Source organism: Marinomonas sp. GJ51-14, from assembly GCF_055808695.1.
On record NZ_CM147879.1, the window covers coordinates 1,204,800 to 1,221,024 of the forward strand.

The window sequence follows — 16,225 nt, forward strand, 5'->3', positions numbered from 1 at the left end:
TTTTTTTACTAAGTTGGGGGAGTTACCGTTTTTTTGTTGAAAACAAAATTAACCAACTAGCGTGGAATGAATCTGAAATTTTATCGCAGAGTGGCAGTGTTTTTAGTAGAGAGGTGGGGTATATAAAACGAGTCACGTTGCTTTTGAAAAACACTGTCAATGCACGCTTAGCATCACAAACAGAAGCTGAAAAGTTCACGAACAATTGGAAAAATCAAGTCACAGAAGAATTTGAATTATTTGCCCAAACATCTGATCTTATTTCGCAAGTACGTTGGATCATGCCAAACGGAAAAGAACTTATTCGAGTCAACTCCCAATCTGGTGTGATTACCAGAGTTCCTGATGGGCAACTGCAAGATAAATCAGATCGTGATTATGTAATAAATGCCCCTGATGATACTGATCATGAAGTTTATATTTCCTCTCTTGATTTGAATATCGAGAACCATGAAATTGTACGACCTTTTCAGCCGACAATTCGAGGTGTCGTTAGGGTGAGTACTTTTGTATCCGGCTTTTTAGTTGTGAACTATGACTTAAGCAAATTGTTTGAGCAGATGCGTACTTTTAGCAACGAGAGTGTGCATTTAGAAGTATTGGATAGCCATGGCAATTGGGTGTTATCGACAGATAGAACGCTTGAGTGGGGAGGGATCCTAAATTACCAAGATCCATATTTTAATATCGAAGCTCACTTTCCTAATATTTGGGAGTCGATTCATACATCAAAAACACTAGAGAGACGTTTTGATGACGGTCGTCTATGGAGTTTTCTTACATTACATATAGATGAAGAAAGACAAGGTGAAGATGCCCCTCTCTTGCACTTTGTTGCAAAGTCAGATGCTGATAACTTTGCTAAATGGCATATGACCCTGTTACTCAGTATTGTGGGCATTGCCAGTGCGAGCTTTATCATTCTTGCTTGGTTAGTGTGGAGACAAATTACGGCACGATTTGAAACCTATCGATTACTAGAATTAGTGCAGCAAGAAAAAGCCTTAGCAGAACAAGCAAACCGTAAGTTGAGTTTCACTAATAAACGATTAGTGGACTTACAAAATGAGTTGGTTGAAGCAAGTAAATTGTCTTCGCTGGGGCTTATGGTTGCAGGTCTGGCTCATGAAATGTATACGCCACTTGGTGGCGTAAAAATGGCGTTATCGTCTTCGAAGGTATGGCTGGAGAAAGGAAAAGATCAGCTTCTAGAAAATAGTTTTACTAGAATAAATGACTCCATTACTATTGCTGAAAAAAATCTAGCCAGAGCATTGGATGTAGTTGTTGGTTTTAAAAGAATTGCGTCTGATAGGACATCGCAAGATATTCAAGCTTTCGCTTTCCATAATGTCTTGAATGACATTGTTTTCACCTATAAGCCTGTTTTAAAAAATCATCCTGGTATAAGCATCAAGACAGAATGCGCTGAAGATATTTATATGATGGGTTATCCAGGAGCGACATCTCAAATCATTCAAAACCTTATCGACAATGCTTTGGAGTATGCTTTTCAACAACCAGCCCAAGGCGTGATTTCAATCGTTGCAAGCAAAAAAGGTGATGATTTGATTTGTTCTGTAGGAGATAACGGAAATGGCATTTCACCTCTTATTATCGATAGTATTTTTGAACCATTTATAACTACAGGTAGAGAAAAACAACATACAGGTTTGGGTTTATATCTAGTGAACCAGTGGGTGTATAAACTGATGAAAGGCAAGATTGAGGTTGTATCCGAGTTGGGTGTGGGTACTAAATTTACTTTTATTATTCCGTTGACCCAAACTCCTGACGTGAGTAATGAATCAAGTTAATTTGAAAAAAATAAAAACGTTATTTTTATTTTTTTTCAAAAAAAACCTATATTTGTTTCGGTTTTTTCTCAATATAGTGATACTTTTTCTATTGTTAAGCGTATGTATATTGTTCTTCGATGCTCAATTACTATTACAAATCAGTAGGAGATTTATTGCTATGAAACTAAAAACATTAGTTATGTCATTTGGCTTGGCTGCTATCAGCACTGGTGTCTTAGCTCTTGACGTTAAGTTGTCAGACTCATCATGGAATGGCAATAAAATTCCAGCAGGGCAACAATGTCAGAAATTTGGAGGGATGAACCCTTCAACACCTGCATTATCTTTGAGTAGTATTCCGAAAGGAACTTATGCAATTATTATGGAATACAGTGATCGTGATTCAGAAAATATGAACAACGGCGGTCATGGACAACTGATTTACGCGCTTAAGTCATCTGCTAAGTCAGTAGATATTCCTTCAATTCACGGTCATACATTTGATGTGCCTGCGCCATTTGAAATTGTTGCGCCACACCGTGGACCAGGTTGGGATAAGGCCGGTGCTTATATGCCGCCTTGCTCTGGTGGTAAAGATCACGCTTATTATGTAACCGTTAAAGCCGTAGATGGTGATAAAGTATTAGCAACAACTGTACTTGAGCTAGGTAAATACTAAGTTAGAAATGATTTAATTAGACTTTAGAATAAATAAAGTAGATTAGCTTAACGCTGATCTGCTTTATTTTTAATCACATATTAGCAATTGCTGCCTAAACGCCAGATTAGCCCCACTCAACTTTATTTCTTCCTGATGCTTTTGCTTTATACAGGGCTTTATCCGCTCTTTGGAACCATTCTTTAAAAGGTTCATTTGGTCGTGCTGTTGCTATGCCTGCACTGAATGTTAATTGTCCAACAGGATCGAATCTTATGTTTGATATTTTTTCACGTAATGTTTCGATATAAGTTGAGGCGATATTCGGTGCTATATTAGATAATAAAATAACAAACTCCTCACCGCCCCAGCGACAAATAAGGCTTTCGTCATTATGAATAGACAGCTCGTGAGCCAAACGACATAGGACGTCATCGCCAACATCGTGACCAAATTGATCATTTATTTTTTTGAAATGGTCTATATCTAAAACAATGAGTGTTGCCGGGAAGTCATGCTGTTCAGAGCTTAACATCTCTTCATCAATTAAGGCGCTGAAGGCACGGCGATTATACAATTTTGTTAGAGAGTCAGTAGACGCAATTTTTTCTAGCTGATTATTTTTTTCCCTTAGTATTAAGTTCTTAGCTGAAATTTCTTTCGTGCGGTCACTCACCATCTCTTCTAAATAATGTGTGTGTTGGTGGATCTTCTGGATAGTTTCACAAAAAGCTTTATACAGTTGTCCTATCTCATCATTTGAATGTACGACTTCAAAATGAGCGTGCTTATTATTAACCGATGATTTTACATCTTTAGTTAGCTGTATCAGAGGTTTTGTTATTTTCCCAGATAGCTTAATTATGATGAGTAAGAAGATGATTATTAGGCAAAAAGAGGTGATCAATACATTGTATAGCACTTCATAAATGTCATGAAAAACTTCAGATTCCTGAGTTGTTACAAACAAGTTCCAGCCGGGGAGATTCTGTATTTTAGAAAAAGTGACTATTTTTGACTCATTCATTCTCTTGTCAAAATACTGCCCATAACCATCTTCTTGAGATTTTGTTTTTCTAATAATAGAGGACAAACCAATAAAATTATTGTCAGTGGTAGCACTGATTTTCGTCATGAGGAAGCTTTTATTTGGATGCGACACGACAACATTATTTGAGTTCGCAATCCATGCATAACTACCTTTAGCTACTTTAATAGCGGACAGTTTTTCATTAATAACTTCAACGGGTACGGCTACTGCGATGGTTCCAGACCATGTTTCTGCTGAATTTAGAATCGGGACAGCAACAAGAATAACGGGTTTTTCTTCGAACTTACTAAATAAGGGTGTTGTTATATTATGTTCTTTTCCAACCCATTGATTTCCCTTAAGGAAAAAAGGGTGAGTGATCTTACTTTTGTTTCCATTCGAATCCATTAGGTTCAAATTCTCATCGACATAAACGGCATTAATGAAATTGCCATCACCGACTTCTACTAGTCTTTTCAATTGAGGTTGAATTTGTTTGAGGTTGTTAGATTTTATTTGTGGACTGTTGCTTAACACCTTTAGCATCGCAATATATTGACTAAATTCCTGATTAAGCAGCTCTGCGTGCATCTTGGATATTTCTGTTGATTTTTCTAACGCCAACTCAAGGACACGGCCACGTTCATTAAAAAATGTTGATAGTAAAAGCGTCGATATGAAGGCAATCATAACCAAAGAGTATGTGGTTATGATTTTGGTTCTTATGGTTTTTAACATGCCATCTCTCAGGGATTGCCGTATTCGATGTGTATAAAGTATAGCTGACGAATGAAGATAAAGTTGAAGTCATACATCGCAGTCGATTATAAAGCAGAAGCGTTACTTTCTGATTTCCTAATCCGACTATGTCACATCAACCGAACCTTATCGACCGAAAATTTCACGATTGGTTTACTGCAGAAGCTAAAAACTAAGTTTATTTAACCTGTGGATCATATCGTTGAGACTGATCTCGGCCGTTATTTTTTGCCTGATAGAGTGCCTTATCGGCTTTGTTTATTGTTTCTTGTAAGTCTGGTTGTTCAGAATTTACTTCAGCTATCCCGAAGCTAACAGTAACACTCAAGGTCTCTTGGTCATTGACTGGGATTTGTATTTGCTTCAGTTTTTCTCGAAGACGCTCTACTAGTGTATAAGCTTCGTTTAATGGTGTATTCGACATGAGAATGATGAATTCTTCTCCACCATATCGTGCTAAAACATCCTGATGGCGACACCGTGTTTTTAGCTCATCAGCAACTCTTATAATGACCTGATCACCTAAATTGTGGCCATAGGTATCATTGATGTTCTTGAAATGGTCAATATCAAGAATAGCGATAGTAGTAGGCTGTTGGAGCTGCTTGGTTTGTTCTAATAGCAAGCTTGCTTCATTACTGAAATGACGACGGTTAAACAGCTGAGTTAGTGGGTCTGTTGAAGCAAGAAATTTCAGCTCCGTTTGGGCTGCCTTTAAGTTTTCTAATGTACGAATTCGATAAGCCATGATGAGCGACAATACGAGCGCTTCTAACATGATACCTATGCCAACCCCGTGACTGTTGATGTAATTAAATTCAGCTTTACCTTTATAAAAGAAGACTGCCATGGTGCTAAAAATGACAAACAATCCATGACCTAACAAAAAGAAAGGAGCAATGGGGTGTTTACGAATCAACATGGAGACGGTGACAGATAGGCTCACCGCCATCATGATAGCTGCGAGAGTACTGGCATATTTTAGTGCTAAGACAATATCAAACAGACCATAAACAAAATCACAGGCTAATAAAATCAGGATTGATAATAAGGTCCAGTGTTCAATGGGATATTTTTTCTTAGTTTCGAAGATATTGATCATAAATAGTAGCAAGAAAATCGGCATTGCAACCAAGGACAAATGCCATTTCAAAGTGATAGAGCCAAAAACATTAAAAAGGTCGGCAAGTAGTCCGTAAGAAAGGGCGATCCAGAAACCACCAGTTACGAGATAACAGGCATAAAAGAAGTGTTCCTTTAAACGGGATGAAAAGAAGAGTAGAAAATTATAGATAATAAGCGCCAACAACATACCGACAAGCAAGGCGACATCAGTATATAAACCAAGTACCGCTCTTTTGGATTGGTTTTCATCGTAAAGGTTGAGAGTCAGCCATTGGTGTGAGAAAGCTTGGCTTTTTACAAACAGAGTCTTATGTTGATTGGGAAGCAAAGTAATATCGAAGATAGCGCTGCCACGGTACATCCACTGCTGCGTTTCTTCACGGTCCATATCTAGTATACGTTTTTGGATGAGCTCATCGTCTACAACTTCATAAAGGTCAACTCTATGGTTGTGGTATGCATAAGGATAATGAAGGTAAGCAGTAATAGGCGCTTGGCTTATATTTTCAAGTTCAATTTTTGCCCAAGTTGTTTGTGAGGTTGAACCTAACGACACACCATTTTTAGACAGTTGAAAAGTTTGTTTCTGAATATCTGAAAAAGGCATATTTTCGGTATTATCAACAAAATACCCCATTTCAAACTGTTCGAGTTTTATGGAAGAATTACTAATAGTTTGTGTGGGGATTTCTGCTACAGCGGTATGAGGTAATACATAACACAACAAAGCAATGATCGTTTGAATTAAACGTGAATACACCATGAGTTATCTTCCATAATAAGAGTAGCTACCCTAGATTGCCATAATCCTTTGATATTCCAACCATTTGAATAGTTTTTTTTGTGAATTATTGTTTCTCATCACGTTTGTTGAGATGGCTTTAAACTCCAATTAGATAGCAGAGGATGACTTTTTATTTTTCATCCGTTTTGAACCCGCTCGCTTTTCTGAGAACGATTTGACAAGGTATCTAACCAATGTCCTGCCATATAAATAATGGCTAACGCAATAAACAGTTCTACTGCACGTAGTGAAATAGAATTGAGACCGAAGTTATTTCCATATTGGGCAATATAGAGCTGATATGGAATTAAGAACCCCATTAGGGCGTCAGCATGAATGGCACGATCCTCTATAGCAGAATGGTGGGTCCAAAAAATCAACATGAAAATTAAGAAAAATGAGATGACAAAATAAGTGAAGAGATTCACTTCCGTACCTGAATAAAACAAAGCCATAACAATAGCTAAACTGCAGCCACCAATTTGAGTCAGCATTTTCTCCCTAGAGTGGTTTTTCATTTGATCATGGGAAGGCTGCATAGCTGATGTTACTAAAGGAACAAGACAAAAGACCGCACTGGTGACTTGGTTAATCATGATAAAAGCCAAACCACCGCCAACTAAAACAAGAAGTTTTAGCCGATCTACTCCAGTTACTTCTTGAAACACCACAGTAGGCATCATAGGTGTCGCTTTTACAGGCATTAGATGATTAATAAAACTGGTCACTAAAACAGCGACGCCCGCGCTGATCAACATGTCCCAAAAAAAGCCAATAATGGCGGAACTATATGCCGTGCTGTTTTGGTATGTAGTGATGAAGATAATCATAAACAAAGGCAGAGTCGCCATTGTGATACGAATATTATTGTTTGCTCGACGACGTACAGAATCGAAAAAAACGATGCAACAGGTCCAAATAATAAATGGATGCCCAGCGAAAAGCTGATTGATCACAACGGCAGCAAAAGTGACAAACAAAGAGGGTAATAAAGGCTTAATCAAATCTATGATGTGTTTAGAGAAACAAAAATTTGCCAATACGATAGCAAACAACACCATATAGACACTGACTGTCATGTGAAGCACTTTACTCAGCATCAGGCAAACCACAATGATCAAGGTCTTACGTATTATTTCGTACATTAGTAAAGGTATCTCATCCAACTTAAGAGTGTCATCCAGACATCAGAAACATGGCTGTTATCATCCATCATGACACTGGCACGGCTCCCTGCGATGATGTGGACAGGAGCATCATTTAGCTGGATTCGAACACGAATTTTTTGTTGTGCTCGAATCCAGCGGCTTTCATCCGTCACCTGTGCTAATTGGTTTGGATTAGTAATGCCAGATAGGATGGCGGAGTCTATTGAAAAAATACGCCCAGAATAAACTTCGTTCGGATAAGCATCTAATACAACATTAACCTTTTTATTTTCCTTTAACGCCGGCAAGCCTTTTTCCGTAAAGTCAGCAGCAACCCAGAGGTTATCTTTATCGATCAGATGTAGAACAGGAGTTGAAGAGTTGATATGCATGCCAACTCGATAAGCTAAGTTCGTTACTATGCCGGACTGTTTAGCGATGATTAAAGTGTGATCCAAGTTTCTTTGCGCCGTTTCTAAATCGGATTGGGCTGAAAGTAATGCCGCCCTCGAACTTTGGTTATTAGATTCCGCTTCATCTAAAGATTCTTTACTGATTGATTTAGATTGATACAAAGATTGGATACGGCTAAGGTGATTTTGTGTTTGTTTGAATTGACTTTGAGCTTGCATCACATTGGCTTTAATTTTTCTTTGAGCAATCTCATAATCTGTTGGATCAACCTTTAATAAGGGAGTTCCTATTGTGACTAGCTGGCCTTCTTCAACCATGATTTCGCTAATGTAGCCTTGAATTTCTGGCACAACTTCAATCGCAGATGTTTTCACTGTCGCCTGTGTCGTAAAGGGGACTGTGTTGTCACTGATGATTAAAAAAACACTAAATGCGATGGCAAAGAACAGCACAATAGTGGTGAATAGGGCGTATATATCTCGTTTCATTCTCGTTCTTCAATATGGGTGGTAGCAGTCTAGATACCATTTATCAGCATCATTAGTCTGAATAGGCCTATGGGCCTTTGAGGTGTCCCATAATAAAGAGAATTGCTAGTGAATAGGTAACAATGCTATTTTCTATAGGGTATAAATTAATTTATGGCTCTTATGTCTTTATCTAGAATACGCACTTTTATTGAAGTCTATCGTCAACGCTCCATTAGTGGTGCGGCGCGTTCGTTAAACTTAACTCAGCCTGCGGTTTCACAGCATATTTCTGGTCTTGAAGCCGTTATAGGCCGACCACTTTTTGTACGCTCACCGAGTGGCGTAAAGCCAACGTCTGCTGCTGATGAATTAGCAATGGATGTTGGTGATAAGTTAGATGCGACAGAACGTGCATTAGCTTCTGCTAGGGCGCGTTCAATGGATATAGAGGGCGTACTTCAAGTGGTTGGTTACAGTGGTTTTCTGGAAGAGGTCTTGAGCGAGCAACTTCTACCTTTGCTAGAAAGCGGTGTGAAAATCCGCATGCACTCAGGTAATAATGATCTGGTAATGAGTTTACTATTGGAAGGCCATTGTGACCTAGGAGTATCTCCTTTACCCGTGCTAGATAGTCGTTTGAAAAGCGAAAAGATTTTTACTAGTAGAGTGTTACCTGTAGCTTCTCCAGGTGTAGCAGGAAGGCTTGCTAAAGCAGAGCATTTTGATCAAGCCATCAGGAAAGAGCCTCTACTTGCTTACAATCTGGAATTGTCTCTCGTTGATCAATGGCTCATTAAAAACCGCATCAGTGTTGAGGGTTTTGTTCCTGCTATGGTGAGTCAAGATTTACGATCACAACGTAAGTTGTTAGTTCGGGGGTTTGGTTGGTCAGTGATGCCTGAGTTTCTCTGTCAGGAATATATTGCCAAAGGTGAATTAGTGGAACTGCCTTCTCCTGTTGGGACTAAAGAAATAAATTACTATTTAATTTGGTTACCTAGTGCATTACGTCAGGTTCGAGTTGCCCATGCGCATCAAACCTTACTAAATCAACTGCGTGATTTTACGGATGAATAGAAGGTGTTATAGATCCAACAACCATAATTGTCTGCTAATAAACTAGCTTGCAGATAATTTCACTCGTTCTAGTTTTTCTATATTTGAATGGGATACTTTTAAACGATATCGCTCTATCTTGTGGTTGTTCAGACGAACAATGATGTTGATATCATGCAACCTGGAGAATTTGCGTTTCACGAGAGCACCCTTTTCAAAACTAGAGTACCTTAGCGTCGTGTCTGGCAGCAGTTCCAGTAAGGTACTAAGGTTAATATTCATTGTGTCTCTGATTTGGGAAAAACCGTTCAGGAACTTATCATTTACATCGTATTTTTTCTTGTAATAGATAACCACTTCACCTTCTTCTTTTTTAGTAAATTTCCCTTTCCCTCTAATGGTTAATATGTCTTCATCCGGTGTCGTAAATTCAGCAAGATCATAACAATGCCCAATGATATGTTGCTCACTATCAATCAAGGTACTTTTAATACTGTACTTTCCTTTTCCCATTTTTTTGGCGACATAATTACGGAACAACTCTTTGAACCTGTCCTTAAAAATGTAACTGACACAAAGGGCCATAAAAACCGCAAAAGACACGGTGCCATAGCCTCTTTGAAAGTAAAATACGATCAATGTCGTTAATGACATAGATAAGAAAGCACTGATGCTAAAGGCAATTTGCTCTCTCATTAGTCCTAACGCCCGATTCTGTTGAGAGATATTAATGGACTTACAGAAGAGGTCTTCTTTTTTGCGCATGTATTGAGCTTCTTTGGATTTTAAACCGTATTTTTGCTTTCTGTATTCTCTCTCTTCACTAACGAAATGAATAAGCTCGTCAAAGTTCACACCACTGACTTTTCTTTTTTGGCATTTATCGTAATAGGTAAGCGTCATTTGTTCCGCGTAATAAGAACAAAGCTCGTCGGCAGAGCAGAAATCTTTTAGATTAACATCCGTAGTCGGAGTGCTTCTGAGGTCGTTCAATAATGACTCGGCGACTTCCAAAAACTCTCCACTTTTAGTTTTCGCATTGCTGGCGGTAATTTCCTGAATCATCTTAGAGAGCTTTAATTTGAATGCTTTCAAAAAAACAGGGAAATCACTTTTACTTTCAGGTTTTTCTGCTTTTAACTTAAGCAAGGGGAATTTAGATTTAGAAACTGAGTAATGGTAGCGAGAAGCTTTAGAGTCTAACAATACACTGGCATTGATATCACGCTCTCGTATCGCCATGTCCGTAGGTAAGAACACGAACATCTCAAGCAATGATTCTTTATTTTTAGTGACAGTCGTCCTTACTTCAATAGAAGTGTCTAATACTTCAACGTCTAACTTCACGCAGTGATTCACTCCTAACGTGTATCTTTTAATGGGATTGTCTAATTGAGAATAACACCTTATTGATCTAGAAGGATTATTCTCCACTACCTAAACATTGCCTAAAAACGTCAGTCTTGCAAGTAACTTATATTACTCAGTATTTTCTTAGGAGGGAAAGAAGTTGTTGAGTGGTAGATAACTTCTTGCATAGAAGGCTTGGAATAGGATTTTAAATAGAAGGGGGAAGTAATACGTCAGGCAAGCGTTTCGTTTTTTACTGTGAGTTTTATCCCAATAACGATGTACTTAGTCACTTTGCTGACACAGCCAAAGATCACAATGTGAAAACTGATAGGAAACAACTAGAAAACACCCACCAAGAGAATAAAGAGCTGGTTTAGGGGGTAAGTAATTGAAAAATAGTTTCAGATTGAGCATGTGCTCTTGTATTTTTATTTCAAAAAGTAGGACTGTATTCCCTGAATCGACTGTTTATTGGGAATACAGCCCTTCTTTTACCTTGAATCAAAATGGGGCTAACTTGCTTTCAGGTTGCAGAAGGTAATTTTTAATGCTCATCAACAAAGAAAGCGGTTCTCATTTTATCTATCCTTAGATGTGAAAAAACCGACATGGAGTCGGTTTTTTCGCCTTAACGGCCAGCGTAACTTAATCGCTGCGTACAAGGCTGAGTTGTGAGATAAATACTAGCATTCATTTTCTTTGATGCAATATTGCTACTTTACTTCGAATTATTACTCAATATTCTGAATTTGTTCTCTGATAAATCGTGTTAGAACTCAAATCACCCAAGCGCTTTCATTTCCTCTATAAACCCTGTGAACTCAGCAAGCTTATTTTTCACAACGTGTTTAACAATGTCTAAATTAAGTGTTTGATAATCATGTACGGCGATGTTTCTGAGTCCAACCATTTTCTGTAGATTTTCAGTCAACTGTGGTGAAAGCAGTCCGGCCTTTTTTAATAACTCGAAACTATCTCGACCACTTTGAGGAACGCCTGTTCTGTGTTGTTTGTTAATGATATTGGCAACATCAATGCAGGCCTCGCAAGCTCGTTGTAAATTAAGGATGATGGAGTCTTGGCTTGTGTAGTCGTTATCAAAATTCTCTTGCGATTCTTCGTATACTTCTTTAATGCGTTTTATACAGCGCTCTATCGTGGCGAATTTATTAATAATCGCATCATTCATTTTATGTAATCCTGCAAAATCTCAGCTCTTTCATGATTAAGGTGCTGGTACATAGAGAGTACTTGCATCTCAAATTGACAGCATATGGTTTCGTCACCATAGATAAGTTCACCATGTTGTATAACTTGATTCTGCATAACAGTTGAAGCTGATAAAAGGTCAACCAAATCAATGTCTTTATCTAGCTTAATCGCGAGAGATTCTTGTATGTCGAAGCGTTTTACAGAGGCGATTTTTTTGTCTAGAAGAATTGCGATATCAATATCACTATTCTGATGAGCGCTACCGTTTGCTTGTGAACCAAATAGGTAAATCAGTTTAACGTCAGGCAGGAGCAAGAGCGTTTCTTGTACAAGCTTTTCTTTTAACGTCATGTTTGATTTACCTTGGCTTTAATGTATTTACTTTGAGTTTGCCTCAAGTTGAGAAAATTTAAAACACATCACTCAATATTCTGTATCTGAATATTGATATTCAATCTAAGTGTTTAAATGATATAGATTATTTTTATTCTTTTAATTATCTGTCATTATTTATGTCACCGATTTTAAGTGGGTGATATATTTAGTTGCATGTCGATAACTTCACTTATCATCTTGACTGTTTTTAAAAACTTAGTGATTACGGTAGCTGCTAAGTTAACTCATTGGCGCAGTGAAAATGATGTATCACTTCCTACTCATACCGCTTGTTACAGTATGAGATAACTTATTTCTGGGCAGAAGCATGTTAGGATATCGCTTTTATCAGGTGAATTGCGGATAAAAATTCTATGAATTAATGGCCAATTAAGAAGTGAGAAACACCGTCACCTTACCTAAAAATTGTGCTAATGAGTCTTAAATTTCGTTCTGACTGGATAAGCCAATATACTAGCCTTCATAAGGGCTGAATCAGTAAATATAATTCTTTTAATCTAGCCCGATTCATCCATTCACATGATTTAAGCTACATAGTTAACTTTTAGTATAGATACTTCAGGCTTTTAAATTTCAATGTCGCGATAAAATATGTGAAGCTGATATCTGTTTAAGATCAATTCTCTTTTTCGACGACATGTCGATGGGCAGCAAGCTCCATTTTCTTTAGTTTTCTCGCTAATTTGGAGTGCTGTGCCTTGCTATACACTATTTTTCTCGGGCAACCGCCTTTGGTAGCTTAAGGATTACATCACCAGCTCCTTTATAAAGGGGCAACCCTAATAGGTTCTTTGTTTCGCAATATGTTGGTTGTGGGTACTGAAAATAGTGTAAGTTTTTGGCAGCCACAAAAAACAGCCTACGTCTTTTTTGTGGTACACCATAGTCGGCAGCCATTAATTCTCTATGTGTTACATCGTAGCCAATATCTTTAAATGATTTATATATTTCCTCAATCATATTTGCACTCTTCACTTGTGCTAATCCATAAACATTTTCCATGACAACAATTTCTGGCTGTAGTGCATCAACGTGACGAATATAGTCTCTATAAAGAACGCCTAGAGGGTCTTTTGTTGCTTTTTGCTTACCCGCTACACTGAATGGTTGGCAAGGAGGTCCACCAATAATGATGTCAGGCTTTTCTCCTATTGAATTTTTAACGGTAAGGGGGTCAAGTTGAGTTATATCTTCTCTGTGAAAATTCCATTCTGGACGGTTGTGCCTAACGGTTGCTTCTGCCCATTTTTCTATATCTGTTGAAAAGCATGTTTCAAATTGAATAAGATTATTTGAGGCTTGTTCAAAGCCTAAATCCAGTCCTCCTGCACCAGTAAAATAGGATGCAATTCGTTTCTTACCCCCTTTGTTCAATCGTTCAAAGTATTTAGCAACCTCTTTGGCTAATTCTCTTGCAAGGCCAACTGGAACGGCGTTCCCTATTTGCTTTTGAACTTGCCCAAGGGGCCCCTTAAATTCATAGTCAAGTGGGAAGTCTTGCAATGCCGCAGCTTCTCTTGGCGTTATATATCTATTTTCTTTAGGATGAACGAATTTGTTAAAAATGTAGGCTGTCACAGTGAGTGATGGCTTGTTCTTTTCTAATCGCAATAACCGCATGTTTGGGCCACCAGTTTTTTTCTCACCTTTTCTCACAAAGCTTTCATGTTGAAGGTGCTCTGGCAAATCCCCCATCTTTCCCCCAGGAGGAAGATGTTTCATTCTTTCAAGAACTATTCCTGTATATTCTCGAGTCTCATGATTAGGTAATGTCATAGTTTAATGTCACGTAAAATTGGTTCTTCTAATGTAATGATAAAGTCAAAAGTCCTTCGAAGTTTGTCAGCGAGGATTGCTTTTTGGCCGTTCAGACAATCGATATCTTCTTCTACCCCCCATAACATATTGACAAAAGGAGTGACGTACTCTTCTCCGTGTCTGTAGGCAGGAAGATTCGATATTATAGCTGTTTTGATGCTAGAATCATCTTTTACATGAGTTCCTATTTTTAGAGACTGGTATATTCCTTTCTTTATGTCGTCGGTACGATCCATTCCAGCACTAGTTTTACTATCGCTGATCGACTCTTTCTTAGGCCAACCGTCTCTATCTTTAGCTATTTTTGGAGGGCTTCCGCTAGCATTAGCAAGATAGTACATTTTATTTTTACGATCTTTCCTAGAATAAGCATCTCTAGCTGCAAGCCACTCATCGATACATGCTTGAATGAACTTGTAGTTACTAGAATTGGTTAAAAAATTAACCAATGGCTTGAAAGGCCAAAGATCATCCCCCGCTTTTCCTAGGTCCACTGCTCCAAGGCTATGAAGGTAGATAGCAGATTCACAGGCCCTTAACTGTGAGTTTGTAATGACTAGTTTTTCATGATCACCTTTCAAGCAGCTATCTGGGGCCTTGAACAAAAAGGGGTAAGTTAACAACGGTGCCGACTTCACTTCAGCAAGAATGATCATTCCTGATTCATGCTTTAGTACGGCATCAGCCGTCTCTGTGCCACCTACAGCGATAACCTCTGTTAGCTGAGGGTAGAGCTTTTCAATGAATCGGAGTATTACTTCACTGCTTAACTTGCCTAATGCTCCTGATTGCGGTTTTACAGCTTTTTGATAAGACCATTTTTCACTATTTATGTAGCATGGTGAACAAAGGTTTATAAACCCTAAGTGGGAATTATATTTTTCATTCAATTCGCCGCATTGTTCGATAGACCTTTCAATACCAGCTGTTGCATCTATATACGCAGAAGACATCATTAGATCAAAGCAGAATGCTTGTATATGAGAGTCTTTATCTATGAGCCAATCTAATAACCTATCAACTTCACCCCGCCATGGATAATCTGCTAGCGGCTCCCTTCCTGAGATATTTTCAACTTGAAATGTCATTTATTCCTCGATGTAACTTTAATGCTTGGTGCATAACATTTATTAGCGTATGCACGTTAGACTAGTGGAAACGTACATAGTTAACCGTTTGTATGTTAGGAACTTATCAGTTTTCTGTTCCATGCACCATCAGGAAAAAGCTGAAACTCTTTTCACTATCTCTCTTGATATCTTAGATAGTCTAGTGCCATATAAAAATAAAGCTCTTGGGAATAGGGAATTAACATAAGTCTAAATGCCTATTTCTAAGTATCCTCTCAGAAGAAGTGTGCATAATTAGAGCGGAAAAAACTATTTGTATTAGAGTACGGCATGTGGGAGGCGCCTTTTGTTGTCATCTGTCTAAGTTATTTCTTTGATGATGGATCCTATTGCTTTACCTATCAGTCTAGTCGCCCCCTTAAACTCATCTCGCTTTAATGTCTCATCATCAAATTTGTCTGAATCACAGCACACTTTTACCTCTGTTCCTGCAAGGTTTGGCTTTAGCCTTTTTATGGTGATGCCCATATTTGTTTCAATAACAAACACACCTGTTGATATGTCTGCCTTGTTAATCACTTTGGAAACTAGAACCACTTCACCTATGTCTATTGTAGGTTGCATTGTACTGTCAGGTGCTTCTAACGCGAAAAGGTGGCTAAGCTCTTGATCAGATAACGATTTCGGTAAATAACGTTTAGGCAGCATCATGTGAGCTTCTGGCTTAGCCTTATTCCACGTTTTTGCTTTTGCTGAGTAGATTTGAATAGTAACCATATCTGAATTGTTATTTTCAGCTGGTATAGGTTTTTTAACACCTTCTAACCCAAGCGCCTCTTGTGTTTCCTCAGGTAGGCAGCTGGCGTGATATTCAAAATTTACACCTCGTAATCCCGTAATCTGCCTGTATTCCCAATTTTGACTTTTAGCCTTACGCGTCACGTTTGTGGCGTGTGCTGGCATGCCTTTTTGTCCTGCCAGTTCGGCAGCTGTAAACCATTCTTTTGTCATTATTACACCGTTTATATAGGGGTAAAAAATGATTTTGAATAATTTGTTAAATCTTTTTGTGAGATCTTTATTGATCTGAAAGGATTTCACATATATGATTTCACAACACTGGCCAAGTGATA

At 38.2% G+C, this 16,225-nt stretch carries 13 protein-coding genes; 3 read left to right on the forward strand and 10 right to left on the reverse strand.

Translation table 11 applies throughout. The features are described 5' to 3' along the window. Positions 1-143: 143 nt before the first annotated feature. Positions 144-1,817, forward strand: a complete 1,674-nt coding sequence (locus AC0L3Y_RS05900; protein WP_473469857.1) for a sensor histidine kinase — start codon at positions 144-146, stop codon at positions 1,815-1,817. 160 nt (positions 1,818-1,977) lie between these two features. Then, the gene (locus tag AC0L3Y_RS05905; RefSeq protein ID WP_473469859.1) at positions 1,978-2,478 is read left to right on the forward strand and encodes a YbhB/YbcL family Raf kinase inhibitor-like protein; all 501 of its coding nucleotides are present in this window, start codon (positions 1,978-1,980) and stop codon (positions 2,476-2,478) included. 106 nt (positions 2,479-2,584) lie between these two features. Here the strand turns inward: AC0L3Y_RS05905 and AC0L3Y_RS05910 are convergent, their stop codons facing one another. The 4 genes from AC0L3Y_RS05910 to AC0L3Y_RS05925 all read right to left on the reverse strand — a co-directional run bounded on the left by AC0L3Y_RS05910 (position 2,585) and on the right by AC0L3Y_RS05925 (position 8,205). Next, the gene (locus AC0L3Y_RS05910; RefSeq protein WP_473469861.1) at positions 2,585-4,111 is read right to left on the reverse strand and encodes a sensor domain-containing diguanylate cyclase; all 1,527 of its coding nucleotides are present in this window, start codon (positions 4,109-4,111) and stop codon (positions 2,585-2,587) included. Between the two features lie 313 nt (positions 4,112-4,424). Further along, the gene (locus tag AC0L3Y_RS05915) at positions 4,425-6,134 is read right to left on the reverse strand and encodes a sensor domain-containing diguanylate cyclase (RefSeq protein WP_473469863.1); all 1,710 of its coding nucleotides are present in this window, start codon (positions 6,132-6,134) and stop codon (positions 4,425-4,427) included. Positions 6,135-6,292: 158 nt separating this feature from the next. Then, a complete protein-coding gene (locus AC0L3Y_RS05920; RefSeq protein ID WP_473469865.1) occupies positions 6,293-7,300 on the reverse strand; it encodes a DUF2955 domain-containing protein in 1,008 nt (335 codons plus the stop codon). Continuing rightward, entirely contained in the window at positions 7,300-8,205 is a 906-nt protein-coding gene (locus AC0L3Y_RS05925; protein WP_473469867.1) for an HlyD family secretion protein, read from the reverse strand. Before AC0L3Y_RS05925 ends, AC0L3Y_RS05920 begins: the two co-directional genes overlap by 1 nt. A 153-nt stretch (positions 8,206-8,358) precedes the next feature. Between AC0L3Y_RS05925 and AC0L3Y_RS05930 the strand changes: the two genes are divergently transcribed. Then, positions 8,359-9,264 (forward strand): LysR family transcriptional regulator, encoded by a 906-nt coding sequence (locus tag AC0L3Y_RS05930; protein ID WP_473469869.1) that lies wholly within the window; start codon positions 8,359-8,361, stop codon positions 9,262-9,264. A gap of 42 nt (positions 9,265-9,306) precedes the next feature. Here the strand turns inward: AC0L3Y_RS05930 and AC0L3Y_RS05935 are convergent, their stop codons facing one another. From AC0L3Y_RS05935 to AC0L3Y_RS05960, 6 genes are all read right to left on the reverse strand, one after another. After that, positions 9,307-10,590: a hypothetical protein gene (locus AC0L3Y_RS05935; protein WP_473469871.1), complete on the reverse strand. Its 1,284-nt coding sequence runs from the start codon at positions 10,588-10,590 to the stop codon at positions 9,307-9,309. Between the two features lie 787 nt (positions 10,591-11,377). After that, entirely contained in the window at positions 11,378-11,785 is a 408-nt protein-coding gene (hepT, locus tag AC0L3Y_RS05940) for a type VII toxin-antitoxin system HepT family RNase toxin (protein WP_473469873.1), read from the reverse strand. Then, positions 11,782-12,159 (reverse strand): type VII toxin-antitoxin system MntA family adenylyltransferase antitoxin, encoded by a 378-nt coding sequence (gene mntA, locus AC0L3Y_RS05945; protein ID WP_473469875.1) that lies wholly within the window; start codon positions 12,157-12,159, stop codon positions 11,782-11,784. The genes hepT and mntA overlap by 4 nt, the downstream gene beginning before the upstream one ends. A 753-nt stretch (positions 12,160-12,912) precedes the next feature. Beyond that, complete coding sequence (locus tag AC0L3Y_RS05950; protein ID WP_473469877.1) at positions 12,913-13,980, reverse strand: DNA cytosine methyltransferase; 1,068 nt, start codon at positions 13,978-13,980, stop codon at positions 12,913-12,915. After that, on the reverse strand, positions 13,977-15,110 hold the full coding sequence (locus AC0L3Y_RS05955) for a hypothetical protein (RefSeq protein ID WP_473469879.1): 1,134 nt from the start codon (positions 15,108-15,110) through the stop codon (positions 13,977-13,979). The genes AC0L3Y_RS05950 and AC0L3Y_RS05955 overlap by 4 nt, the downstream gene beginning before the upstream one ends. Before the next feature lie 342 nt (positions 15,111-15,452). Continuing rightward, positions 15,453-16,103 (reverse strand): helix-turn-helix domain-containing protein, encoded by a 651-nt coding sequence (locus tag AC0L3Y_RS05960; RefSeq protein WP_473469881.1) that lies wholly within the window; start codon positions 16,101-16,103, stop codon positions 15,453-15,455. Positions 16,104-16,225: the final 122 nt, after the last annotated feature.

What these genes read in the sequence shown, in the direction of transcription:
- AC0L3Y_RS05905 (WP_473469859.1), top strand. Translation starts at nt 1,978, where the DNA reads ATGAAACTAAAAACATTAGTTATGTCATTTGGCTTGGCTGCTATCAGC.
- AC0L3Y_RS05915 (WP_473469863.1), bottom strand. Translation starts at nt 6,134, where the DNA reads ATGGTGTATTCACGTTTAATTCAAACGATCATTGCTTTGTTGTGTTAT.
- AC0L3Y_RS05920 (WP_473469865.1), bottom strand. Translation starts at nt 7,300, where the DNA reads ATGTACGAAATAATACGTAAGACCTTGATCATTGTGGTTTGCCTGATG.
- AC0L3Y_RS05925 (WP_473469867.1), bottom strand. Translation starts at nt 8,205, where the DNA reads ATGAAACGAGATATATACGCCCTATTCACCACTATTGTGCTGTTCTTT.
- AC0L3Y_RS05930 (WP_473469869.1), top strand. Translation starts at nt 8,359, where the DNA reads ATGGCTCTTATGTCTTTATCTAGAATACGCACTTTTATTGAAGTCTAT.
- hepT (WP_473469873.1), bottom strand. Translation starts at nt 11,785, where the DNA reads ATGAATGATGCGATTATTAATAAATTCGCCACGATAGAGCGCTGTATA.
- mntA (WP_473469875.1), bottom strand. Translation starts at nt 12,159, where the DNA reads ATGACGTTAAAAGAAAAGCTTGTACAAGAAACGCTCTTGCTCCTGCCT.
- AC0L3Y_RS05950 (WP_473469877.1), bottom strand. Translation starts at nt 13,980, where the DNA reads ATGACATTACCTAATCATGAGACTCGAGAATATACAGGAATAGTTCTT.
- AC0L3Y_RS05955 (WP_473469879.1), bottom strand. Translation starts at nt 15,110, where the DNA reads ATGACATTTCAAGTTGAAAATATCTCAGGAAGGGAGCCGCTAGCAGAT.
- AC0L3Y_RS05960 (WP_473469881.1), bottom strand. Translation starts at nt 16,103, where the DNA reads ATGACAAAAGAATGGTTTACAGCTGCCGAACTGGCAGGACAAAAAGGC.